The 23,746-nt window shown below is 43.0% G+C and carries 23 protein-coding genes; 5 read left to right on the top strand and 18 right to left on the bottom strand.

All coding sequences use genetic code 11. From position 1 onward, the window contains the following. The first annotated feature begins 27 nt into the window (after positions 1–27). Positions 28–594 (top strand): LemA family protein, encoded by a 567-nt coding sequence (locus ACX17N_RS12940; protein WP_458892986.1) that lies wholly within the window; start codon positions 28–30, stop codon positions 592–594. A gap of 61 nt (positions 595–655) precedes the next feature. Here the strand turns inward: ACX17N_RS12940 and ACX17N_RS12945 are convergent, their stop codons facing one another. Beyond that, complete coding sequence (locus ACX17N_RS12945; protein ID WP_458892987.1) at positions 656–1,582, bottom strand: sensor domain-containing diguanylate cyclase; 927 nt, start codon at positions 1,580–1,582, stop codon at positions 656–658. A 286-nt stretch (positions 1,583–1,868) separates the two neighbouring features. On the opposite strand from ACX17N_RS12945, the gene tgt reads away from it, so the two are divergent. From tgt to secF, 4 genes are all read left to right on the top strand, one after another. After that, positions 1,869–2,999: a tRNA guanosine(34) transglycosylase Tgt gene (gene tgt / locus ACX17N_RS12950; RefSeq protein WP_458892988.1), complete on the top strand. Its 1,131-nt coding sequence runs from the start codon at positions 1,869–1,871 to the stop codon at positions 2,997–2,999. Between the two features lie 100 nt (positions 3,000–3,099). Continuing rightward, positions 3,100–3,429 (top strand): preprotein translocase subunit YajC, encoded by a 330-nt coding sequence (gene yajC, locus ACX17N_RS12955; protein ID WP_100242021.1) that lies wholly within the window; start codon positions 3,100–3,102, stop codon positions 3,427–3,429. 53 nt (positions 3,430–3,482) lie between these two features. Continuing rightward, on the top strand, positions 3,483–5,384 hold the full coding sequence (gene secD / locus ACX17N_RS12960; protein WP_458892989.1) for a protein translocase subunit SecD: 1,902 nt from the start codon (positions 3,483–3,485) through the stop codon (positions 5,382–5,384). An 8-nt stretch (positions 5,385–5,392) separates the two neighbouring features. Further along, positions 5,393–6,361 (top strand): protein translocase subunit SecF, encoded by a 969-nt coding sequence (gene secF, locus ACX17N_RS12965; protein ID WP_458892990.1) that lies wholly within the window; start codon positions 5,393–5,395, stop codon positions 6,359–6,361. 48 nt (positions 6,362–6,409) lie between these two features. Here the strand turns inward: secF and ACX17N_RS12970 are convergent, their stop codons facing one another. The 17 genes from ACX17N_RS12970 to ACX17N_RS13050 all read right to left on the bottom strand — a co-directional run bounded on the left by ACX17N_RS12970 (position 6,410) and on the right by ACX17N_RS13050 (position 23,248). Beyond that, complete coding sequence (locus ACX17N_RS12970) at positions 6,410–7,054, bottom strand: 4'-phosphopantetheinyl transferase family protein (RefSeq protein ID WP_458892991.1); 645 nt, start codon at positions 7,052–7,054, stop codon at positions 6,410–6,412. Between the two features lie 114 nt (positions 7,055–7,168). Further along, complete coding sequence (der, locus tag ACX17N_RS12975; protein WP_458892992.1) at positions 7,169–8,578, bottom strand: ribosome biogenesis GTPase Der; 1,410 nt, start codon at positions 8,576–8,578, stop codon at positions 7,169–7,171. A 163-nt stretch (positions 8,579–8,741) separates the two neighbouring features. Beyond that, the gene (bamB, locus tag ACX17N_RS12980) at positions 8,742–9,890 is read right to left on the bottom strand and encodes an outer membrane protein assembly factor BamB (RefSeq protein ID WP_458892993.1); all 1,149 of its coding nucleotides are present in this window, start codon (positions 9,888–9,890) and stop codon (positions 8,742–8,744) included. Further along, positions 9,890–10,594: a YfgM family protein gene (locus ACX17N_RS12985; protein ID WP_458892994.1), complete on the bottom strand. Its 705-nt coding sequence runs from the start codon at positions 10,592–10,594 to the stop codon at positions 9,890–9,892. The genes bamB and ACX17N_RS12985 overlap by 1 nt, the downstream gene beginning before the upstream one ends. A gap of 33 nt (positions 10,595–10,627) precedes the next feature. Next, on the bottom strand, positions 10,628–11,923 hold the full coding sequence (gene hisS, locus ACX17N_RS12990; RefSeq protein ID WP_458892995.1) for a histidine--tRNA ligase: 1,296 nt from the start codon (positions 11,921–11,923) through the stop codon (positions 10,628–10,630). After that, positions 11,920–13,035, bottom strand: a complete 1,116-nt coding sequence (gene ispG, locus ACX17N_RS12995; protein WP_161934347.1) for a flavodoxin-dependent (E)-4-hydroxy-3-methylbut-2-enyl-diphosphate synthase — start codon at positions 13,033–13,035, stop codon at positions 11,920–11,922. Before ispG ends, hisS begins: the two co-directional genes overlap by 4 nt. Before the next feature lie 20 nt (positions 13,036–13,055). Beyond that, positions 13,056–13,847 carry a helix-turn-helix domain-containing protein gene (locus tag ACX17N_RS13000; RefSeq protein ID WP_458892996.1) on the bottom strand — a complete coding sequence of 264 codons (792 nt, stop codon included), beginning with the start codon at positions 13,845–13,847 and terminating at the stop codon, positions 13,056–13,058. Next, positions 13,838–14,602 carry a type IV pilus biogenesis/stability protein PilW gene (gene pilW / locus ACX17N_RS13005; RefSeq protein ID WP_458893038.1) on the bottom strand — a complete coding sequence of 255 codons (765 nt, stop codon included), beginning with the start codon at positions 14,600–14,602 and terminating at the stop codon, positions 13,838–13,840. Before pilW ends, ACX17N_RS13000 begins: the two co-directional genes overlap by 10 nt. Before the next feature lie 66 nt (positions 14,603–14,668). Continuing rightward, positions 14,669–15,904: a 23S rRNA (adenine(2503)-C(2))-methyltransferase RlmN gene (gene rlmN / locus ACX17N_RS13010; RefSeq protein ID WP_458892997.1), complete on the bottom strand. Its 1,236-nt coding sequence runs from the start codon at positions 15,902–15,904 to the stop codon at positions 14,669–14,671. A gap of 122 nt (positions 15,905–16,026) precedes the next feature. After that, positions 16,027–16,458, bottom strand: coding sequence for a nucleoside-diphosphate kinase (gene ndk / locus ACX17N_RS13015; protein ID WP_016166212.1), 432 nt, complete (start codon positions 16,456–16,458; stop codon positions 16,027–16,029). A gap of 126 nt (positions 16,459–16,584) precedes the next feature. Next, positions 16,585–16,785, bottom strand: a complete 201-nt coding sequence (gene iscX, locus ACX17N_RS13020) for a Fe-S cluster assembly protein IscX (RefSeq protein ID WP_116760462.1) — start codon at positions 16,783–16,785, stop codon at positions 16,585–16,587. Between the two features lie 78 nt (positions 16,786–16,863). Beyond that, the gene (locus ACX17N_RS13025) at positions 16,864–17,415 is read right to left on the bottom strand and encodes a phosphatase PAP2 family protein (protein ID WP_458892998.1); all 552 of its coding nucleotides are present in this window, start codon (positions 17,413–17,415) and stop codon (positions 16,864–16,866) included. A 30-nt stretch (positions 17,416–17,445) separates the two neighbouring features. Then, a complete protein-coding gene (locus tag ACX17N_RS13030) occupies positions 17,446–18,729 on the bottom strand; it encodes a glycosyltransferase family 4 protein (RefSeq protein WP_458892999.1) in 1,284 nt (427 codons plus the stop codon). A gap of 104 nt (positions 18,730–18,833) precedes the next feature. Further along, entirely contained in the window at positions 18,834–19,613 is a 780-nt protein-coding gene (locus tag ACX17N_RS13035) for a DUF2971 domain-containing protein (RefSeq protein WP_458893000.1), read from the bottom strand. Between the two features lie 286 nt (positions 19,614–19,899). Next, a complete protein-coding gene (gene ilvC, locus ACX17N_RS13040) occupies positions 19,900–20,916 on the bottom strand; it encodes a ketol-acid reductoisomerase (RefSeq protein WP_458893001.1) in 1,017 nt (338 codons plus the stop codon). A gap of 116 nt (positions 20,917–21,032) precedes the next feature. Next, positions 21,033–21,524 carry an acetolactate synthase small subunit gene (ilvN, locus tag ACX17N_RS13045; protein ID WP_004697653.1) on the bottom strand — a complete coding sequence of 164 codons (492 nt, stop codon included), beginning with the start codon at positions 21,522–21,524 and terminating at the stop codon, positions 21,033–21,035. Further along, positions 21,521–23,248: an acetolactate synthase 3 large subunit gene (locus ACX17N_RS13050; RefSeq protein WP_458893002.1), complete on the bottom strand. Its 1,728-nt coding sequence runs from the start codon at positions 23,246–23,248 to the stop codon at positions 21,521–21,523. Before ACX17N_RS13050 ends, ilvN begins: the two co-directional genes overlap by 4 nt. Positions 23,249–23,746: the final 498 nt, after the last annotated feature.

Consider the following 23,746-nt stretch of genomic DNA (forward strand, 5'->3'; position numbering starts at 1 on the left):
CACTACATAGACACTTGGGGGCGCAACATGGGGCTATTTATTTTTCTGTTGCTGATTATCTTGGCGATAGTAGCGACCATTTGGATTCGTAACAATATTGTCCGTCATTACAATGCCACCATTCGTGCGTGGTCCGATGTGGCCAGTTATGAGCGCCAAAAAATCAAAATTTTAGATGCCCTCACCCCATTGGTTGAACAATATTCCAGTTTTGAAAAAGGCACACTGGAAAAAGTGACTGAACTGCGCCAGAACATTCTAAATCTAAATCTGAATAATGCCGATGTCTCTCAGTTACAACACATTGAAAACCTGAATAAAGAGCTGATGCGCAGTCTCAATGTGGTGGTCGAAAACTATCCTGAACTAAAAGCCAATGAAATTTATCTCAAAATGATGAATGAAATTGAAGAACAGAATGAAAATGTCGGTGCCGCGATTACCATTTTTAATCGCAATGTCGAATTATTTAACAACCATATTCAAGTTTTTCCCAACAATATCGTCAATACCATGACCATAGGTAAAAAAGCTATTCGTCCATTCCGCGACCATATCGCGATGCAAAATTTTGATTATCGTCCAAATTTTTAAGACTGAAACGAAAAAGCCCGATCACAGCATCTATCTGTGATCGGGCTAAAATAGCGTACCATTAAGACAAATAACGAACCTGATTACGCCCTTCGGTTTTGGCTTGATACAACAATTGATCTGCTGACTGTAAAAAGCTTGAAACATTTAAATACTGCTGAGTCGCACCGTGGGTATTGACCCCGATACTCACCGTCACATCTGCCAACTGATCTGAGGCTACACTTGGAATCGTCAAATGCGGAACCGCTTTACGGAAACGTTCAGCCAACATGACCGCATCATCCAAAGTGGTTTCCGGCAAAATCACCACAAACTCTTCCCCACCAAACCGTGCCACAAAATCATAGGCACGACTGAACATGGTCTTCAAGAGTTGAGCCACGGCAATTAAGCACTGATCGCCCTGCAAATGCCCATGCACATCGTTATATTGCTTAAAGTGGTCAATATCAATAAATAGCACCGACAAAGGCCGCTGGTTACGCTGGGCACGCTTAAACTCATGCTCGATACGTTCATTCAGTGCTTTACGATTGGCTACTTGAGTCAAGGCATCTTGCAATAATAATTCCTGATTCTTTTTATTCAGCTCCTCAAGCTCGAGTTCCATGTGCTTGCGTTCAGAAATATCAAACATGAAGCCAATAATGGCAATGGTTCGGCCTTGCTCGCGGATAACATGCACCACATCGCGGATCCAGACATATCCCCCATCTTGAGTTAAGGCACGATAATCCGCTTCATGATCTGTGCCTTCATCAGACAAATGAATACACATCCCCACCGTTTTTTCCCGGTCATCGGGATGCATTCGATCTATCCAATCCTGTGCCGATTTCCAGCTGTCTTGCGGCCATCCCAGCAATGTTTCAATTTGCGGTCCAATATAACTAAATTCTTTGGTCTCCCAATTTATTTGCCATGGTATTGCATTGGTCGTTTCAAGCAGTGTTTTATAAAACTCCCACTCTTTAAGCTCACTCATACCCCCACCCCTAGGAACACATTTTCAGTATAAAAAAGCAGTAAATACTAAAGTTATGCTTAATTTAATCACCATTTGTGGGTAAAAAAGAAACAAAACATTACCAAACAAGATTTTATGTGACACAAATCACAACAACTCTAAGTTTTTTATTTTTTGTTGTGCATCTGATTTAACAGATCAATACATCACAAAACTGGCGTTTAGTCGCAGAATCAAGGAAAATAGCCCTCTTTTTAGCTCGAACAATCAGCGAACTGTTTTTTCGCCTTGATTTGGAATTTGTATGAAGTTTGAAAAACTAGCGCAGTCAGGGCGTGCTCGCCGTGGCCGCTTAACGCTGGAACATGGCGTGGTAGAGACACCGGTGTTTATGCCTGTCGGGACCTATGGCACTGTAAAAGGCATGTTGCCGCGAGATGTCGAAGACATCCAAGCACAAATTATTTTAGGCAATACCTTTCATCTTTATTTGCGTCCGGGTTTAGACGTAATTGAAGCGCATGGTGGCTTACATGAGTTCATGAAATGGGATAAACCTATTTTAACCGACTCAGGCGGCTTCCAAGTTTTTAGTCTAGGTGCGATGCGCAAGATTAAAGAAGAAGGCGTGACCTTCCGCTCACCGATTGATGGCTCTAAAGTGTTCTTGTCTCCTGAAATTTCAATGGAGATTCAAAAGACCCTAAATTCAGACATCGTCATGATTTTTGATGAGTGTACCCCTTATCCTGCAACCCATGAAGAAGCGCAAAAATCATTACAGCTTTCTTTACGTTGGGCAAAGCGTTGTAAAACCCATCACCATGATGAGTTAAAAAATAACAATGCCTTGTTTGGTATTATTCAGGGCGGTATGTATGAAGACCTCCGCGAAGAATCTTTAACTGGTTTGCTCGACATTGGCTTTGACGGTTATGCCATTGGCGGTTTATCCGTGGGTGAGCCGAAAGAAGAGATGATCAAAGTCCTAGATTATCTGCCTGTGAAAATGCCTGCGGATAAACCGCGCTACCTTATGGGCGTCGGTAAACCGGAAGACATCGTTGAAGGGATCCGTCGTGGCGTAGATATGTTTGACTGCGTGATGCCAACCCGTAATGCACGTAATGGACATTATTTTGTCACTGATGGTCTAGTCCGTATCCGTAACAGTAAGTACCGTCATGACCAGCAACCGCTTGATCCGCATTGTGATTGCTACACGTGCAAAAACTTCACGCGTGCCTACTTATTCCATTTAGAAAAATGTGGCGAGATGTTGGGCTCAATGCTCGGTACCATTCATAACCTGCGTTACTACCAACGCTTCACTCAAGATATTCGAAATGCCCTTGATAACGGGACTTTTGATGCCTTTGTGGAAGACTTTTACCAACGTCGTGGTCTAGAAGTACCACCTTGTCCGCAAGATTAATTCTTTCAGCATTTGCGCTGAAGAAAAAGACAAGGTAAATTGCTGATCAAGTCTTTTTTATTATCAAATTGATACCAATTTTATTGTTTAGGAAATTGAAATGAGCCTTTTTATTTCTACTGCTCACGCGGCAGGTGAAGCTGCACAACAACCTAGCCTGATGGCTAACTTACTCATGATTGCGGTATTCGTCGCAATTTTTTACTTCCTCATTTGGCGTCCACAATCGAAGCGTGCTAAAGAGCATCGCTCTTTAGTCGAAAGCTTAGGTGTAGGCAGTGAAGTTGTTTTTGCTGGCGGCTTAATGGGTAAAATTACTAAAATTGAAGGTGATTTTGCAGTGGTTGAGTTAAACCGCGGTGTAGAAGTAAAAATTCAACGCGCAAGTGTGATTTCAGTTCTTCCTGAAGGCACATTAAATAACCTTTAATCAAAAAATAGTCGTGCACCTCGCACGACTTTTTCATTTTAAGAAGAAAACAAATGCGTTACCCAGCATGGAAATATCTACTGATTCTTGTTGTTCTTGTTATCAGTACATTATATGCCCTGCCAAGTTTGTATCCTGATGAACCTGCTGTTCAAATTTCAGGTGCCAAAGCTGGTACTCAAATTGACCAAAGCATCATACAAAAAGCAGAGCAAATTTTAAAAAGCGAAAATATTGCAACGCATGACAACAGCTTTACCAATAATGCCGCATTACTTCGTCTTGATTCATCTGAAGCTCAGTTAAAAGCCAAAGATGCATTACGCCGTGGTCTGGGCGACAATTACGTTGTCGCATTAAACCTTGCGCCAACCACACCGGAGTGGTTGCAAAAAATTGGTGCAAAACCAATGAAGCTTGGTTTGGACTTACGTGGCGGTGTTCACTTCCTACTTGAAGTGGATATGGACAAAGCCATTAGTCAGCGTATGGAAACCTCTGCAACCGATCTACGTCGCCAATTGCGTGATAATAAATTGAAATTCAATAGTCTTTCATTGAATAACAATACCATCACCCTGCAATTTGCCAACAACACAGACCGTGATGCAGTGATGGATTTCTTGCGTAGCAATAATACTGAATTTGCTCAGCAAGCCGTTGCAACGGATACTGGCGCCAGCTTGCGCCTGACCTATACCGATGCGCGCAAACAGGAAATTCAATCCTATGCGGTCAATCAGAACTTAACCACGCTACGTAACCGTATTAATGAGTTAGGTGTTGCAGAAGCCTTGGTACAAACCCAAGGGAATAACCGTATTGTGGTTGAACTCCCGGGTGTACAGGATACAGCTGAAGCAAAACGTGTTCTAGGACGTACTGCAAACCTCGAATTCCGTCTTGTATCTGACCAAAATGACCAATATATCGATCCGTATACGGGTAAATCCAATGGTCAACCACTCCCTCCTGGTACAGAAGTATTTGCTTACCAGTCATTAGACAGTGGTCGTGAATTACTCTTGAACCGTAACCGTATTCTGACTGGTGAACGTGTTCAAAATGCCTCTTCTGGCTTTAGCCAAGACACTGGGGGTGCTGAAGTTAATATTACCCTCGACAGTGCCGGTGGTAAGTTAATGGCGGATGCAACGCGTAATGCTGTTGGCAAACGTATGGCCGTGTTGTTTATTGAAAATAAACAGAAGATCAACTACGTCACTGACCCGAAAACTGGCGCACAAACTGAAGTTCGTACACCATATGCAGAGTCTGTGGTCATTAATGCTGCGACCATTCAGGCGGTACTGGGCTCTCAATTCCGTATCACGGGTCTAGATTCGCCACAAGAAGCGGCTGAATTGGCCTTGATGTTACGTGCAGGTGCCTTGGCTGCACCAATGTACTTTGTGGAAGAGCGTGTCGTTGGTCCGAGTCTGGGTCAAGAAAACATTGATAAAGGCGTGTTATCAACACAAATCGGCTTCTTACTCGTGGCAATCTGGATGGTGGTGTTCTTCCGTCTGTTCGGTTTAATCGCGAATTTCGCCCTAGTATTCAACTTGGCCATGATTTTAACCGTCATGTCTTGGATTGGAGCTTCTCTGACCTTGCCAGGTATTGCGGGTATCGTCATCACCATTGGTATGGCGGTCGATGCCAACGTTCTGATCTGTGAGCGAATACGGGAGGAAATCAAATGGGGGGCTTCTCCGAAGCAAGCCATTATTGCAGGTTATGACCGAGCCTATAACACCATTTTAGACTCGAACTTGACCACCTTCTTGGTTGCTTTCATTCTCTTTGCTATCGGTACAGGTCCAATTAAAGGCTTCGCTGTAACCTTGATGATCGGTATTATCTGCTCGATGTTTACTGCCATTACAGTTACACGTGCAATTGTCCAACTCATTTATGGCAAAAAACGCGACTTGAAAAAGTTGAGCATTTAAGGAGATCAATGATGACTGACATGACTCAACCTAATTCAAAACAATATGGTCGCCCAGATGATGAAAAAGTAATTCACTTTATGAAAATTGCCAAACCAGCGGCAATTTTCTCCATCATTCTGACCATTGCCAGTATTTTCTTTATTGTGACCCGTGGTCTGAACTTAGGTTTGGACTTTACAGGTGGTATTTCTGCCGAGTTGAACTATGCGCAGCCAGCCAATCAGGCCGCTGTGGTACAAGCTTTGGAACAAGCAGGTTTCCAAGATGCTGTTGTGCAGACGCTAGGCAGTAACAAAGACCTTCTGGTGCGTATGCCTCCGCAAGAACTGGCGGTAGACGACCTGAATAATGCCATCACCAAAGCGGCTCAGTTGCCGAATAATACTGTAACGGTACACAAGGTCGATGTGGTAGGTGGACAGGTCGGGAACGAGCTATATGTGCGTTCTGCGGGTGCTGTGGCGCTTGCCCTCATCCTGATGCTGATTTACGTCACCATTCGCTTTGAGTTCAAGCTGGCGATGGGTGCAGTACTATCGTTATTCCACGACGTGGTGGTAACCATTGGTATTTTCGCCATGATGCAGTGGCCATTTGACTTAACCGTGTTGGCAGCTGTATTGGCACTTATCGGTTTCTCACTCAACGATAACATCGTAGTATCCGACCGTATTCGTGAAAACTTCCGTAAAATTCGCGGTGCAGAGCCACTGGAAATCGTCAATATTGCCTTGACTGAAACCTTGCGTCGTACCATTCATACCTCTATGACCCTATTACTGGTCGTCGTCGCAATGATGATTTTAGGTGGTGATGGGCTGAAGTGGTTCTCAATTGCCATGTTTATTGGTGTATTTGTCGGGACATATTCTTCAATTTATATTGGTACTGCATTTGCACTATGGCGTGGTCTCAACCGTCAAGACTTTATTGTGCAAGTCAAACCTGAGTTTGATGAGGAAGAAATTCCTTAATCCCTAAACAACAGACTCAAGCCAAAGCTCATCCTCGGATGGGCTTTTTTAATGCTGCCTGATTTGAATCTGTGGCCACTGAAAACCACTACAACTCGGTTCTGCCTGCCAAGCCACAGTTAACATCAGGTGTCCCAAATCATAATTCTGATAAGCAAAATGACCAATCGCTGGATGCTGGCACATTCCCCCCAACTGGTTTGGATGTAGCTGTGTATTCAACTCATTTAAACTTAAACGAATCCCGAGTCCTGATGCTTTTAATACCGCTTCTTTGGTGGTCCAGACTTTGAACCAATATTCTGCGGAATAATCAGAAGCAGCCCAAGCCTTGAGCTCATCGGCATGAAAGGCATGCTGTGCCAGTGCCTCAAAACGTACCGCTCGATCTAAATCTTCAACATCCACCCCAATATGCTCGACATTGCTACTATACGCCAAGGCATAATGCTTTCGGCTATGGCTGTGATTAAAGGCAAGCTCAGGGTGAGCACTCAGATAAGGCTTCCCAAATTCAGTCTTGGCAAAATCAGCATTTTCAATCTCGCCTTGTACATGCTGCGCCAACAACTGATTGCGAAACTGGTAGATGGCCTGTTTCTGTTGTTGAATTATCTCTTTTCGATCTAAATGTTCAGGCAACTGAACCAGTTGTTCCAAACGGCTCACCTCGATCCGAATCCATTTCGCCACAGTAGACCTCTCCCCTTGCTTTGTTGCCCATTCTAAAAGAGTTCAAGTGATAAACCCAAAAGAAAAAGCCCAAAGCTAACTTTGGGCTGATCTATTCTTGCAGTCAGTTTCAGCTTAACGCTTAAATTTCTTCTCTGCTTTTTTGAACTTCTGAACATAACGACGTTTACGTGCAGCAGTACGTTCATCCACTTGTGACTTACGCCCTTCAAATGGGTTTTCAGAGGTTTTAAACTCAATACGTACAGGCGTACCTTCCAGTTTGTAGACACGACGGAAGACATTCTCAAGATAACGACGGTAATCCGCAGGGGTTTTATCCACTTTGTTTCCGTGAATTACGATCGTTGGTGGATTTTGTCCACCCATATGCGCATAACGCATTTTAATACGACGACCGCCCACCATTGGTGGTTGATGTGCTTCTACAGCATCGCTCAAAATTTGCGTGATTTTGGCAGGTGAAACTTTCAAATGTGAAGATTCATAAGCACGGTGGATTGATGGGTACATTTCCCCTACACCCGTACCATGCAGTGCAGAAATTAAGTGGATTTTTGCCCAAGGAATAAAATCAAAACGACGTTCAACATCTAGCTTACATTGCTTACGATCATACTCAGACATGTTGTCCCATTTGTTGATCGCAATCACCATGGCACGCCCTGCTTCCAGTGCATAACCAATCAAGTGTAAGTCTTGCTCTACAATACCTTCACGAGCATCCACCACCACCACAACCACATGTGCATCTTTCATGGCTTGCAAGGTTTTGACAATCGAGAATTTCTCGATCATTTCATCTACCTTACCTTTACGACGTACACCCGCAGTATCAATCAGCGTATATTGACGACCATCACGCTCGAAAGGAATATAAATTGAGTCACGCGTCGTACCTGGCTGGTCAAACGCCACCACACGCTCTTCACCCAATAAACGGTTTACTAGCGTTGATTTACCTACGTTCGGACGACCAATAATGGCGAGACGTAAGCCTGTGTTTTTATCATGCTCTTCTGGATTTTCATCTTCAGGCACATCTGCCAACACGTCTTCCAGCATTTGCTGTACGCCACGACCATGACTCGCAGCCACTTGCAATGGTTCGCCCATACCGAGTTTATAAAACTCAACCAAGGCAGCTTCAGCATGTACACCATCCACTTTGTTGGCAACAAGGAAGACTTTTTTACCTAAAGTACGCAGTTCACGTGCAATTTGTTCGTCAGAAGCCAATAAGCCTGCACGTGCATCCACCACAAACACAATGATATCCGCCTCATGAATCGCAGTTTTAGACTGCTCTGCCATGTAGGAGTCAATACCACCTTCATTTTCGCCAATACCACCAGTATCGACCACGATAAATGATTTATTTTGATAAACAGCATCGCCATATTTACGGTCGCGCGTCAGACCAGCGAAGTCAGCCACCAAAGCATCACGGCTTTTGGTAATCTGGTTAAATAGGGTTGATTTTCCGACGTTCGGACGACCAATGAGCGCAATTACGGGTTTCATAGTTTAACCTTTATTCAAGATCAGCCAGTAGGACTGGTCTGAACATCAGAAAAATGGAAGAATTTAAAAAATGCTAAATAAAACACGGGGCATTGAACTTTCTCAAATACCCCGTGTTTAAAAAATACGGATTTGGCTTAGTTTAACATAAGGCAGACAAAAATTAACGGTTCTGCCAAACGCTAAATGTACCCTTACGTGTCGCTACAGTAAGTTGACCTTCGATAACACGTAATGTACGCACTGCACCACTGGTTTTGGCACGACCAATCAATTGTCCAGAATTTGGATCTATCAGATGGAGTACACCATCCAAATCACCAACCACTAGGTCTTGACCAAACATGACTGGATTGCTCAGCTCCCGATTTAAAAGCTGTTCATTTTGCCAGAGTTGTTGACCTGTGCTCAGATCATAAGCAGCGAGTTTACCATCGACTTGAGCAACAAACACTTTATTGTCTGCCACTTCAGGACGTTTAGTACTGCTAGCATCTTCACTCCAAATCACTTGTTGTGAAGCTAAATCTGTCGCAGTCACTTGCCCTTGGAAGCTGGTGGTCACTAAAAGCTGACCAGCAACCACAGGATCACCATCCACATCATTTAAACGTTGAATATCCGAACGTCCATCGCTGACCGCTACACGGCGTTGCATGCGCGGTACACCGCTTAGAATATCTAAAGCATATACATAGGCGTTGGCAGAAGACACCAATACGGTACGACCATCAATCGCAACAGGAGTCGATGTGCCACGCAGACTAAACTGGACATTTGGTAAATCGTAGCTCCAGACTTGCTGACCCGTCTCTAGGTCATGCGCGTAGACCGTACCATCATTACTGACCGTCACGACACGCCCTGACTGCACCAATGAAGGTGCCAGAATCGCTCCGGTTAACTGTGCAGCCCACTTTTGCTCGCCTGTTGCTTCGTCCAGCGCAAACAATTGACCTTTATGATTACCAACAATCACCATGCCATCTTTGGCTTCAACACCAGAGCTTAGCCCCTGTTTGGAGACTTTTTTGCTCCAAACTTTGTCCTTACCGCGATAAGCAGTCACTTCACCTTTCGGATCCGCAATAAAAATCACACCATTATCAATATCGAGTTGTAAACGCAGTGGATCGGCATCTGACGTCGATGAAACACTTTGTGAAAAGACGGCTGCCAGACTTTTCGATTGTTCAAGTTTAGGTAATGGACTTGGTTTTGCATCTTCAACTTTAATCTTGTTACTTGAGCAACCCACTAAAGCAAGCGTCAAAATTGTTAGTGCAAACGGTATTTTATATTTTCTATCCATTAAGACTCATCCACTTGTGTTTCTAGAATTGGGCGTTCGATTTCAGGATCATCCACTAAAACGCCAACACTTTCGAGTTTAATTTGTAAAATTTGACGCTCTTGTTTACGCTCAACCAATGCATCCCATGCACTTTGATACGCTTTTTTCGCATTTTCTACATCATTCTTCGCCACGTAAACATCGCCACGCGCTTCATCTGCTGTTGCTTTAAAAGCTGGATCGGTCACTAGGGCTAAAGACTTCAGGGCATCATCAAATTTATTCTGGGCTAACTGAGCATATCCCAAACGTAGCTTGACAAGTTGCGTTAAACCTTCGTCTTTAACTTTAGAGTTTTCCACCTTTTTCAAGGCTTTCTCAGCACCCGCATAGTCGCGATTGTCATAAGCCAATTTCGCCATCACAAATTGGGTCTGAATTGCCTGCGCAGAATCAGGATCGTCTTTGACAATTTTATCTGCAGCTTCGGTCAACTCAGTCATCGCATTCGGATTGCCTTGCACACTACGCGCATCATCCATTAATTGCTGGACTTTTGCCGTTTGCATTTGCGACTCTGCCAAGTTTTTCTTTTGCCAATATTCCCAACCGAAAAAGGCAATCAACGCAATTAAAATCCCACTAATCATGGCAGAACCATATTTTTTCGTGAATGATTTTAAACTCTCAAGTTGTTCTTCTTCACTTAATGATGCGCTCATCAGACTACCCTTTTCCTGAATGTTATTTGACTCTTATTTTGAAGAAAATTTTTCGATGAAGAATGGTACCACATCGGCAATCGCAACTTCTGACTGCTCTGCAGTAGCCAGTGTTTTAACCGCAAACTGCTGTGCATCCCACTCACGCTCACCCAAGATCAAGGCATACACTGCACCCGATTGATCCGCCTTTTTCATTTGGCTTTTCATTGAACCTTGAGAGCCCACTTTTAAACGTAATGGACTTTGCGCTGCTTCTAATTGGTTACGGATTTGTTCTGCCAAAACCAAAGCTTTACCTTGAGAGGCTGGATCTGCCACCAAGAAAATTTCGCAATCGCGCACGGGAGCCGCCTCTTCCACTTGTTCAAGTAGAAGTAATAAACGTTCCATGCCCATAGCAAAACCAACCGCTGGCACAGACTGATCGGCCTTGCCTTTCAATTGTCCAACCAGACCATCATAACGACCGCCTGCACAGACTGTCCCTTGCGAACCTAAATGGGTCGTGGTCCACTCAAAGACGGTTTTATTGTAGTAATCTAGACCACGCACCAATTTCTGGTTAATCACAAACTCCACACCTGCATCATTAAGATACTGTTGCAATTGGGCAAAATGCTGCATAGTGTCTTCTTTCATGAAGTCATGCAGTTTTGGCGCATTTTCCAGAATCTGTTGGGTACGAGCATCTTTTGAATCGAGGATACGCAACGGATTAGTGGTTAAACGACGTTGAGAATCTTCATCCAGCTCATCCTTATGTGCCGTTAAAAACTCAACCAAAGCAGCGCGATATTCAGCACGTTCATCTGTTTCACCCAAAGTATTGAGTTCCAAACGTACTTTGTCTGCAACCCCCATGCGTTGCCACAGACGTGCCGTCATCAGAATCAATTCAGCATCAATATCAGGCGTTGCCACACCAAAGGTTTCCACACCAAATTGGTGGAATTGGCGATAACGGCCTTTTTGCGGCTTTTCATAGCGGAACATTGGCCCAATATACCAGACACGTGGGGTCGCACCGCGCAGCAAATTATGCTCAAGCATGGCACGTACACAGCCCGCAGTACCTTCAGGGCGCAACGTTAACGACTCGGGTGGATTGCCTTTGTCGAAGAAAGTGTACATTTCTTTTTCGACAATATCGGTCGCATCACCAATAGCGCGTTTAAAAAGACCCGTCTGTTCAACCATCGGCAAACGGATTTGTTGATAGCCATAGGCATCCATTAACGATGCTAAATGTTGCTCTAGACGTCTCCACGCTGGTGTTTGCGTTGGAAGAATGTCATTAAAACCTTTAATTGCGACAATTGAACTCATGATGAACTACGAATGATCTCTTTAGATTTAGCTTCTTCAAGCTCTTGAACACGTTGACGAACCATTGTTTCGATTTCATCAACCAACTGTTTGGTATCAATTAAATGGCTTTTCTCGCCATTACGATACACAAGTGAACGTGGACTAGCCCCTACCACGCCAATATCGGCCTCTTTGGCTTCGCCTGGACCATTGACTTTACAGCCAATGACGGATACGTCCATTGGGGTACGAATGTCTTCCAAACGTTCTTCGAGGTCTTGCATGACTTTAATCACGTTAAATTCTTGACGTGAACAACTCGGGCAGGCAATAAAATTAATGCCATTTGAGCGCAAACCCAATGATTTTAAAATATCAAAACCGATTTTGACTTCTTCTTCTGGTTCTGCGGCCAAGGAAATACGCATGGTATCGCCAATACCTTCCATCAACAGACCACCCAAAGCAATCGCCGATTTTACGGAACCGGTACGGTAAATCCCTGCTTCGGTCACCCCTAAATGTAAGGGGTTATCAATTTGTTGAGACAGTAAACGGTAAGCATCCATGGTTAAAAACACATTTGAAGCTTTTACCGATACCTTAAACTCATGGAAGTTTAAACGGTCTAAAATATCAATATGGCGCATTGCAGATTCAAGTAGTGCTTGACCTGTCGGCTCACCATATTTTTTTTGAATATCTTTTTCTAAAGAACCTGCATTTACCCCAATCCGCATAGAAATATCATGATGACGTGCCGCTGCAACCACTTCACGTATTTTGGCTTCAGAACCGATATTGCCCGGATTAATGCGTAAACAATCCGCCCCCATATCTGCCACTTTCAATGCGATTTTATAATCGAAGTGAATATCCGCAACCAATGGCACTTGAACGCGCTTGCGGATTTCACCGAAGGCTTCCGCAGCTTCCATCGATGGCACAGAAACCCGCATAATGTCAGCACCAGCATCCGCACAGCGTTGAATCTGCGCGACTGTAGCATCAACATCACAGGTTTCAGTGTTGGTCATACTTTGAATACTGATCGGGGCGTCGCCTCCGACGTAAACAGAACCCACACGAATTTTGCGGGTAGGACGGCGTTTAATCGGGTTTACAATCATGATTATTTACTCTGGCACCATTAACGCGATAAACGGAATTCAGCTTTTCCGTTGGCGGTATATGGTGACAATGAAATCTGTTCATTGTTCAAGCTTAATGACACGGCTGATGCATCATCCAAACGGATTTGGAATGGAGATTCACCATTTAAAGTTAAAGTGTTGGCTTGACGACCTGTAGCCAAAACTTTCCCAGTAGAGTCAACAATATGCACGGAAGTCGGTCGACTGAAATTCAACACCAATTGATCACCGGATACCGCATTAGCGCCATCGACTGACAATACTTCAACGTCAGACTTGCCACTGTCTGCAGCATTATTGCTAGAGCTACTAGATGAATTCCAACTCTGAATGCTGCCTACAATTGCAGCCAAAATCAATAAGATAATGATCGCAATAATTGAACGCTTTAACCACTTACGATTACGCTCACTTTTCGAACCTGGCAATTTCCCCATAATTTTAATAGGAGAATTATCCAGCGCATGATTTGGTACCATACCAGTATCGTTGGCATAGATTTCATCAAAGCGTTGAATGAGCGATGTAGCATCAACATTCAGATATTTGGCATAAGTCCGATAGTAACCTTTAATAAAAGTCGCTTCAGGTAATGACTTATACTCATCGTGCTCTAATGCAGTTAAAGTTTTTACAGGAATTTTTAAATCTGCAGCAACTTGACTTAATTCACGCTTTTGAGCAATACGTTTTTGGCGCAAGTATTCTCCAGGACGCTGGACATTTCCTAATGCATTAGGTACTACGCTTGAACCATTCGATTGCGGTGAATTAGGATTTACTTCCATACGGCCTCAGTACTGTACTGTAATTGCAAATAACGTTTGTATTCTTGGCTATCTGGGAACAACGCACGCAGTTGATTGATCAACACTTGCATTCCCATCTTGTCGCCATTGGCACGCGCAATACGGATACCAATCCATAAGGCTCGCGCACTTTGATTTTTCTGCCCAACCAGACGAACAAACTGTTCATACAACTGGGTTGCTGCAGGAATTTGTTGTCTGGAATAAAAAATTTCCGACAACTCTAGCATTGAAACATAAGAATTCGGATTCACCTGTAAAGCCTGTTTAAAGGCTTTCTCCGCATTTGCGGTATCGCCCAGCTTTAAGTAAATACGACCCAAATTTTCCAATGCCTTAAAGCGCTGATCATAACCAAGTGTCGACCCAGCAATGCTCAACTGCTCAATCGCTTCATTATAACGTTCTACGACATATAAATACGTACCATAGTTGTTACGAGCTTGTGCATTTTTCGGATCTGCAGAAATCGCACGCTTAAAATGCAATTCTGCTTTTTCCATATTCGCAGGGCTACCTTCTTGCTGCAACAGCACACCCATCATCATATTGGCGGTGGAGTCTCGTGGCTCCATTTCCAATGCTTGATCCAGTGCCCGTTTTGCGGCATCCAGATCGCCCTTACGAATATATTCGGCTGCCAATTGAGTACGCACTTCTACTGCTTTCTCTGGGTCTTTTTTAAACCCTGGTGCTGACGAAGTGGTTGTTGTAATACACCCGACCAGCGACATTGAAAGACAAAACATTGTAATACATGCAAGTTTATTCGTGGGTTTACTCAATTGACCGCCCCTTTGTTATCCTTTTGAGCGCAAAATCTCATTCCGCTCAGCTACTTTCTTCTTCCACTGTTCTGCACGACGTGTTCGGTCAGCCACTTGACCGACCAACTGACCGCATGCAGCATCAATGTCATCACCACGTGTCTGACGAATCGTACACACAAATCCTGCATCAGACAAAGTTTTTTGGAAAGAAATAATGCGGTTACGGCTAGAACGTCCGTATGGCGCATGCGGGAACGGATTAAATGGAATTAAATTAATTTTACTCGGTAAATTCTTTAACAATTTCAATAACTGCTGTGCATGCTCTGGCTGGTCATTCACACCATCCAACATCACATATTCAATCGTGACATGACGTCGAGCACTTTCATTTCCATCTTTGGCCAAATATCGCTGACATGCAGCTATCAGTTGTTCTAATGGATATTTTTTATTAATAGGCACCAATTCATTACGTAATTCATCATTCGGCGCATGTAAAGAAATCGCCAATGCCACATCAATATCTTGTGCCAATTGATCAATTTTCGGCACGACACCTGATGTGGACAAGGTCACACGGCGCTTAGACATACCATATGCAAAGTCGTCGAGCATTAACTGCATTGAACTTAACACGGCATCATAGTTGAGCAAGGGCTCGCCCATACCCATCATCACTACATTGGTGACGGTACGCTCGCGTTCTGCGACGGGAACATCTTCCATATAAGAGTAGTTCGCCATCCACAACTGACCAATAATTTCCGCAGGGCTTAAGTCACGCTGGAAACCTTGCTTGCCTGTTGAACAGAAAGAGCAATCCAAGGCACAACCCACTTGTGAAGAAATACACAAGGTTTTACGCGCCCCAGTTTTATCTTCAGCAGGAATTAGCACGGTTTCAACCAATGAACCTGCACCATCCCCTACACGGAACACCCACTTACGGGTCCCATCTTTAGAATAATTACGATGCACAACTTCTGGCGCTTTAATTTCACAAACGCGCTCTAATTTTTCACGCAACTTACCTGAAATGTTGGTCATTTCAGCAAAATCAGTCACGAAATATTGATGAATCCACTTCATCACCTGTCCTGCGCGGAACTTCTTTTCACCCATGGCTTCAAAGAATTGTTCCAGCTCAGCACGTGACATGCCCAGTAAATTTACTTTTTCCACAGAAGATTGTTGTGTTGGAGTGGACAAAGATTGTTGCGATTCATCAGAAGTTGCAGATGAAACGACCACTTCAGTACTCATGTGTAATTACCTAAACCATGTCGAAGATAGAAGAGATTGCTCAATATTCAAGCAAATAATTTTGAAGAGAATAAAAAAACCAGATAAGCAGTATAACACTTATCTGGTTTGAAGTGTCTCGATTAACGAGTGCGTGGGCAAACTTCAGTTTGAGCGAAGAAGTAGTTCACTTCGCGATCAGCAGATGCAACTGAGTCAGAACCGTGAGCAGCATTTTCGTCGATGCTTACAGCGAAATCAGCACGGATTGTACCAGGAGCAGCTTCTTTAGGGTTAGTCGCGCCTAAGATTTCACGGTGAGCAAGAACTGCATTTTCACCTTCAAGAACAGATACAACAACTGGACCAGAAGTCATGAACGCAACTAAGTCAGCAAAGAAACCACGTTCTTTGTGTTCTGCGTAGAAACCTTCTGCTTCAGCTTGAGAAAGGTGTTTCATTTTAGTCGCAACGATTTTAAGACCAGCTTTTTCGAAACGAGCAAAGATGTCACCAATGTGGTTTTTAGCTACTGCATCTGGTTTAACGATAGATAAAGTACGTTCAATAGCCATGATCGGCTCCTTAAGTCAAATTAGACGTGAAAATTTTGCCGCATTATACCGAATAATGAGCAATTATCAGCTTTTGAAATGTAAAAAAACTGGATTTTTTCGATGTGCCGTTCGAAAAGCGCTAGATTAGCTGGCTTCGTCGATCCAAGCCATTTGAATGGCTTCAAGTAGACCTTCAGTTGACTTCGTAGGATCATCAGAAAAATCAGGTAATGCACAGACCCATGCATGTAAATCGGTAAAGCGAATCCACTGCGGGTCCACATCTGGATGTGCTTCATACAATTCAATGGCAATATCCATGGTATCGGTCCAACGTAAACCCATGACTGTTCCTAAATCTCGACAATGTTCGTGCTACTTTAACAAATTTTAGCCCTACTGAAAAATCAGCAGCCCATTTAGTTATAAAACAATCTGAAACATGGGGGCACAGGCAATAATCACGGCCGCCACACTAGCCCCAATCACTGCACCGACAGCAACATCACTCGGATAGTGCAGACCCAAAACCATCCGAGATAAAGCCACCAACACCGTAAAAGGCAACATCAAAACCAATAATGCAGGCTGAATAGAACCGATCACGACGGTGGCCATAACTGCATGTAATGTGTGCCCTGAAGGAAAACTAAAATGATCTAAAGGACGCTCACACAAGCGAATGACCTGATGTACCTGATAAGGTCGCGGACGCACTGTTTTTGTCTTTAAAATCTTATAGATAGCTGTACCCAATAGCGAACCCAATATGAGATAGAGCATTTGTAGACTATAAGATAAACCTTGTAATAACCACAGGCTCATCAACATCAGGTACCAAAAAATACCATCACCTAACCGGCTTACCTGTTTAAAAAAATACGCCACTCGTTCTGAATGGGAAAAATGATTCAGATATAAACAACCTTTCAAGTCGAGATCGAGTATTTTTATTTTTGCATTCTTAAAATTCATATTTTCTCTCCTCAGCTTTGCTTAAGTGCTTTAGGCGATCATTTGTGTTTCCTTTGCCACGTGATAAAGAGCTTGCTCGAGTTGAGAAACAGGCAATTGCCACCCCATTTCTAATACTGTATTTCGAGCATGTTGTCCCATTGCATTTAATGTTTGAGTGCTCGGTAAATTCTGCATATGGCGTGCAAAAGCATCGACATCATTTAAGGGACTGAGCCATCCTGTAAGTTCATGTTCAACATGTGCATGTGCACAGGCGTAATTATACGCCACAACTGGTAGACCACTGGCCATTGCTTCTAAAACAACGTTACCAAAGGTTTCAACCTGACTGGCAAAAACAAAAACATCCGCACTGGCATATACACTAGCAAGATTCTTACCAGTCAAACTGCCCGTAAAGATGACTCCATGTGGCTGCCCCAGACTTTCTAGACGTTGACGATCTGGTCCATCGCCTGTAATCACCAGTTTGTAGTACTTCTTGCCGTGTTGCCGCATACATATATAGTTACGAATCAGCACATCAATTTCTTTTTCCGGAGATAGTCTACCGACATACAGCATCACCACCGTTTGACTATCCGCACCCCAATTGCACCGATATGCATCGGAGCGAAAGACTGAAGAAAACTGCTGAGTGTCCACCCCTCGCCCTACGACGACTAAAGGGCACTTCACGCCGAACTGTTTTAGGGCACGCTCAGTATCTTTGCTGGGCACACAGGTCAGTTGCGTATTGTTATGAAACCAGCGTAGATAGTGCTGGATGGGCTTCACCAGAAAAGCCAAATCAAAGAACCGGCTGAAATCCTGAAATGGGGAGTGAAAGCCACTGGAAATCGGAATTGCCTTACTCTTGGCGGCATGCAGTGCCGTTAAACCCAGAGGACCTTCTGTGACGATATGCACCACATTGGGCATGAATTCTTCTAGCGCATTGGCCACTTTAATAAATTGCGGTCGACCAAACTGCAAATCCGGATATTTAGGAATATTTTGGGCAGCAACGAGACATTCTTTATTTGGAACAAACTCATAACAGGTTTGTGTCTGGCTCGGGCGAATCAGTAAAATTTTATGCCCTTGCCGCTGCAAGCCCTTACACAATTGCATTAACGATAAAGCCACCCCATTCACTTCTGGTGGCCATGTTTCAGTGACAATTGCAATTTTTAACCGTGGGCGAACCAGATCTCTTAAAACACTTATTTCTTCTACGCTGTTTTTGTTTTTGTGTAATTTAAAATAAAACTTAAAACTGTCTGGAAAATCTTGTTGTTTTAGCAGGCCCACAGTGGATATGTTAGACATATGACACCTATTGCTTAATTTTGTATTAGCATAGATGTCGAGTTTGACAGTTTGATGATAAATTCATGACAGATTCAATATAGACCACCAGCATATTGTAAAGATTATCTAGTCATCTCTTCTCTTTTCAGCACCCAATCTTGGTTATCTCGCTCAACCTGATAAGTTGGTAAGTTCATCAAACCAATCCATGCAAATAATTTTTCCAACCGTTCCACTTTTTCAGGGTTAAACTGCTGTGTCTCTCGTTCTTGTAAGCGCTTTAATTCCTGATAGGTAGATAAACCTAAAGTCACATCTACAAATGCGTCTTTCGGAATTTTAGTGGTATATATTGGTCTGGTGGGAAGCTCCACCCGATGCCAAAGCTGACCATCTAGCTCAAACTCCCTTTGAGCTGAATAATGATACCCAATATTCGCCGAGGATATATTTTTAACAATTCGCACTTCTTCCTCATATGCCCATTCTTGCATTTTATAGAGAAAACCATGCTTCAGAAGATTTTCATTCACCTGCCAATTTAAGAGGCTCGAATTACCTATGGAGAGTAAATGATCAATATTGGCGACATTAACACCTTTGGGCACTGTTTTTAAATATCTAACTTCGCCTTTCCGGGCTGGAATTACATATTGATCAATATTTTCAAAGCCTGCTTTTTCAGTATCAATCCCGATGACCATTCCTTTGTAGCGATCGGCATAATGCGACCACATCAGTGGATTCAAAGCCGTTCTGGTTAGACTCAAAATACAATATTTTCTCGAAAAACGATTACGGAATGCATTGATTGCAACGGGTAAAGAAACATCTAAATCATAAAGCCCCAAACCAGTCCCTTCAAATGGATCATTAAAGTCTTCTAAATGAGAAAACCCCAAAGTATTTGTTTCTAAAATTTTTAATCCCGCTTCAAAACCGACATATTTATATAAAATCTTTTTTGTTATCCAATAAAAAAACCCTGCTTTCTCAGGGTTTTATCGCATATCAATCAGCTAGATCAGAAAATTAGTTCTTTTCTTTGTCTACGATTTTGTTTGCTTGAATCCAAGGCACGAGAAAAATGAAAGCACTGCTTTCATCTTTTTGAGGCACGGAACCATAAACATAAAAAACCCACTCAAATAGAGTGGGTCTTCGCATTCAAATCAATTGATTCAAGAATTAGTTCTTCTCTTTATCTACGATTTTGTTTGCTTGAATCCAAGGCATCATCGCACGTAATTTAGCACCCGTTACTTCAATACCGTGTGCAGCATTTTGACGACGACGCGCAGTCATTGATGGGTAGTTCAATGCACCTTCGTTGATGAACATCTTCGCGTATTCACCAGATTGAATACGTTTCAGTGCATTACGCATTGCTTCACGTGACTGTTCGTTGATGACTTCAACACCAGTTACATACTCACCATATTCAGCGTTGTTAGACACTGAGTAGTTCATGTCCGCAATACCACCTTCAAACATCAAGTCAACAATTAACTTAAGTTCGTGTAAGCATTCGAAGTAAGCCATTTCAGGTGCATAACCAGCTTCAACCAAAGTTTCGAAGCCCATTTTCACTAATTCTACTGCACCACCACAAAGAACTGCTTGCTCACCAAATAAATCAGTTTCAGTTTCTTCACGGAAAGAAGTCTCGATGATACCGGTACGACCACCACCTACGCCAGAAGCATAAGAAAGTGCAAGATTACGGGCATTACCAGAAGCATCTTGATGGATCGCGATTAAGTCAGGTACACCTGAACCACGTTGGTATTCTGAACGTACTGTGTGACCTGGTGCTTTTGGCGCAACCATGATGACATCTAAGTCTTTACGTGGAACAACTTGGTTATAAAGAACAGAGAAACCATGTGCAAATGCTAAAGTTGCACCTTCTTTGATGTTTGGTTCAATCACATCACGATAAAGTTGAGCTTGGAACTCATCTGGAGTCAAGATCATCACGACATCAGCTTGAGCAACAGCAGCTGGAACTTCAGAAACTTTAAGACCTGAATTTTCAGCTTTTTTCCAAGATGCTGAACCAGCACGTAAACCTACAGTGACATCTACACCAGAATCTTTCAAGTTAAGTGCATGAGCATGGCCTTGTGAACCGTAGCCAATGATCGCTACTTTCTTAGATTGGATGATAGATAAGTCACAGTCTTTATCGTAAAAAATTTGCATTGTTGTCTCCGCTAGAATGCTATCTTTATGGATCACTTATTCACCTGTTGCCGAGCATCCTCTCTATGGGCGTTACTCAAAGTTATTTGTGAATAAGTGAGTCTTTCAATTTTGAATTAAATCGTTAAAACTTTTTCACCACGGGCAATACCCGATACACCTGAACGCACAACTTCTAAAATTGTGTTTTCCGCCAAGGCATCAATAAAGCCGTCGATCTTTTCCGTCGTACCCGCAATTTGAATGGTGTACGTGGTTGGTGTCACATCAACAATCTGCGCACGGAAAATATCCGCTGTACGCTTAATTTCAGCGCGTGCTGAACCAAGAGATTTGACTTTAATCAGCATCAACTCACGTTCAATGTGAGCACCTTCAGACAAGTCCACCACTTTTACCACTTCAACCAATTTATTTAATTGCTTGGTAATTTGCTCAATTTTATGATCATCACCATAGGTGGTCAGCGTCAAACGCGACAAAGTTGGATCTTCTGTAGGGGCAACATTTAAGGTTTCAATGTTGTAGCCACGTTGCGAGAATAATCCGACTAAGCGAGAAAGCGCACCAGCTTCGTTTTCAACGAGTACAGAAATAATGTGTCTCATGAAGTACGCTCCCCTTTACCTAACCACATATCTTTCATCGACTGACCCGCAATCAACATTGGGTAAACGTGTTCAGTACGATCCACCATGACATTAATGAATACACATTTATCATTAATCGCCATCGCCTCGGCAAGCTTTGATTCAAGTTCATCTGCATGATCAATTTGAATACCCACGTGACCATAAGCTTCCATTAGCTTGGCAAAATCAGGCAATGACTCTACATAAGAACTTGAATGACGTCCTTCATAGTTCATGTCTTGCCATTGTTTTACCATACCGAGGGCACGGTTATTCAAGCACAAGATTTTTACATTTAAGCCATATTGCTTACAGGTAGAAAGTTCTTGAATACACATCTGAATGGAGGCTTCACCAGTAATACACACCACTTGTTGGTCTGGGAATGCAAGCTTCGCTGCCATTGCATATGGCAAGCCTACACCCATGGTGCCTAAGCCACCCGAGTTGATCCATTGACGTGGACGTGTGTATTTATAGTAAAGCGCACCAAACATTTGATGCTGACCGACATCCGAAGTAATGATGGCTTGGCTATTGGTGATCTTGTCTAAAGCTTCAACCACTTGTTGCGGCTTCATTGAACCATCAGTTGGTTTATCATAGTTCAAACCATGCACTTTGCGCCATTCATTGATTTGTGACCACCAAGCCGCAATCGCTTCAGGATTTGGCTTTGACACATTCATTTGCTTCAACTGCACCAGCATTTCTTGTAAAACTGGTTCTACAGCACCCACAATTGGAATATGTGCAATAATGGTTTTTGAAATCGTCGCAGGGTCGATATCAATATGAATTACTTTCGCATTTGGACAGAACTTTGCAGGATTATTGGTGACACGGTCATCAAAACGCGCGCCAACACACAAGATCACATCCGCATTGTGCATAGTCATATTGGCTTCATAGGTACCATGCATGCCCAACATACCGATGAACTGTTCATCGTTTCCAGGGAAAGCACCTAAGCCCATCAAGGTATTGGTTACTGGATAGCCCAACAAATGTGCCAATTCAGTTAAAAGTGCTGATGCATTACCCTGCACAACCCCGCCACCCGTATAAATAACAGGGCGTTTGGCATTGATCAATTCATCAATCGCTTTACGAATTTGACCTGAGTGACCACGGTGTGGTGGTTGATAAGAACGCATCTTCACTTTTTCAGGATATTCGTAAGCAAACTTCTCTGCAGGATTCGTCGCATCCTTTGGAATATCAACAACCACTGGACCTGGTCGACCAGAAGCCGCGATATAGAAGGCTTTTTTGATAATTGCAGGAATTTCACTGGCATGACGCACTTGGAAACTATGTTTCACGATAGGACGAGAAATACCCACCATGTCTGTTTCTTGGAATGCATCTTCCCCAATTAAATGTGACGCAACCTGACCAGACAAAATCACCATTGGGATTGAGTCCATATAAGCAGTTGCAATTGGAGTAACAGTATTGGTTGCGCCTGGACCTGAAGTGACCAGTACTACACCTGTTTTACCTGTAACGCGTGAATAAGCATCTGCCATATGACCAGCAGCTTGTTCATGACGTACGAGATAATGATTGATTTTGTCTTGTTGAAAAAGCGCATCGTAAATGTGTAAAACTGCGCCGCCTGGGTATCCAAAAACATGTTCAACGCCTTCGTCCGCTAATGCGCGAACAAGCATTTCACCACCAGATAAAAGTTCCAACGTGATTCACCCTAATCTTTTATCACCGCTTGATGGGAGACATCAGCAGTGTTCATTCATTAATTGTCTGCACTGTTATAGCACACATATTTCATAGTTTTCATGGCAATAGGAAAAAAATCCGATCCGTTTGCTGTTTGAGCAATATGGGATCTAAAACATGTTGGGATAAACATATTTTTATTTGCTTTGTTCACCATCTCGGCTAGAGATGACGCCCATTGCATGACATGACACTTCTTCGAAGGGTGATCGAAAGAAGGCATATAAAACTAAAGACAGCATTTTTCTTGTTTAAACTCCTATTGTCAAGTTGAAAAATCAGCTTTTTTTTGATTACGCACAGACCGTATATTTTTTATTCTAAAATTATACTTTTGCAGACCAGTTCAAGCATTCAGAAAAATTTGAGCACCGGTGATAAAAAATCCACTATCCCTCTAATTTTACGAAAATAAATCCATTTAAAACTTGGTCGTTTTTCTCAAGAATTGCTTG

It is taken from the genome of Acinetobacter sp. GXMZU3951 (assembly GCF_054457875.1).

Bases quoted from the DNA above. Each gene is read 5' to 3' on its own strand.
- ACX17N_RS12945 (WP_458892987.1), bottom strand. From the start codon at position 1,582: ATGAGTGAGCTTAAAGAGTGGGAGTTTTATAAAACACTGCTTGAAACG.
- ACX17N_RS13030 (WP_458892999.1), bottom strand. From the start codon at position 18,729: ATGTCTAACATATCCACTGTGGGCCTGCTAAAACAACAAGATTTTCCA.
- pilW (WP_458893038.1), bottom strand. From the start codon at position 14,602: ATGTCGCTGGTCGGGTGTATTACAACAACCACTTCGTCAGCACCAGGG.
- ACX17N_RS13025 (WP_458892998.1), bottom strand. From the start codon at position 17,415: ATGAATTTTAAGAATGCAAAAATAAAAATACTCGATCTCGACTTGAAA.
- ilvC (WP_458893001.1), bottom strand. From the start codon at position 20,916: ATGCAAATTTTTTACGATAAAGACTGTGACTTATCTATCATCCAATCT.
- der (WP_458892992.1), bottom strand. From the start codon at position 8,578: ATGAAACCCGTAATTGCGCTCATTGGTCGTCCGAACGTCGGAAAATCA.
- ACX17N_RS12985 (WP_458892994.1), bottom strand. From the start codon at position 10,594: ATGAGCGCATCATTAAGTGAAGAAGAACAACTTGAGAGTTTAAAATCA.
- hisS (WP_458892995.1), bottom strand. From the start codon at position 11,923: ATGAGTTCAATTGTCGCAATTAAAGGTTTTAATGACATTCTTCCAACG.
- tgt (WP_458892988.1), top strand. From the start codon at position 1,869: ATGAAGTTTGAAAAACTAGCGCAGTCAGGGCGTGCTCGCCGTGGCCGC.
- ACX17N_RS13000 (WP_458892996.1), bottom strand. From the start codon at position 13,847: ATGGAAGTAAATCCTAATTCACCGCAATCGAATGGTTCAAGCGTAGTA.
- bamB (WP_458892993.1), bottom strand. From the start codon at position 9,890: ATGGATAGAAAATATAAAATACCGTTTGCACTAACAATTTTGACGCTT.
- rlmN (WP_458892997.1), bottom strand. From the start codon at position 15,904: ATGAGTACTGAAGTGGTCGTTTCATCTGCAACTTCTGATGAATCGCAA.
- ndk (WP_016166212.1), bottom strand. From the start codon at position 16,458: ATGGCTATTGAACGTACTTTATCTATCGTTAAACCAGATGCAGTAGCT.
- ispG (WP_161934347.1), bottom strand. From the start codon at position 13,035: ATGATTGTAAACCCGATTAAACGCCGTCCTACCCGCAAAATTCGTGTG.
- secD (WP_458892989.1), top strand. From the start codon at position 3,483: ATGCGTTACCCAGCATGGAAATATCTACTGATTCTTGTTGTTCTTGTT.
- secF (WP_458892990.1), top strand. From the start codon at position 5,393: ATGATGACTGACATGACTCAACCTAATTCAAAACAATATGGTCGCCCA.
- yajC (WP_100242021.1), top strand. From the start codon at position 3,100: ATGAGCCTTTTTATTTCTACTGCTCACGCGGCAGGTGAAGCTGCACAA.
- ilvN (WP_004697653.1), bottom strand. From the start codon at position 21,524: ATGAGACACATTATTTCTGTACTCGTTGAAAACGAAGCTGGTGCGCTT.
- iscX (WP_116760462.1), bottom strand. From the start codon at position 16,785: ATGGGTTTACGTTGGACCGATACCATGGATATTGCCATTGAATTGTAT.
- ACX17N_RS12940 (WP_458892986.1), top strand. From the start codon at position 28: ATGGGGCTATTTATTTTTCTGTTGCTGATTATCTTGGCGATAGTAGCG.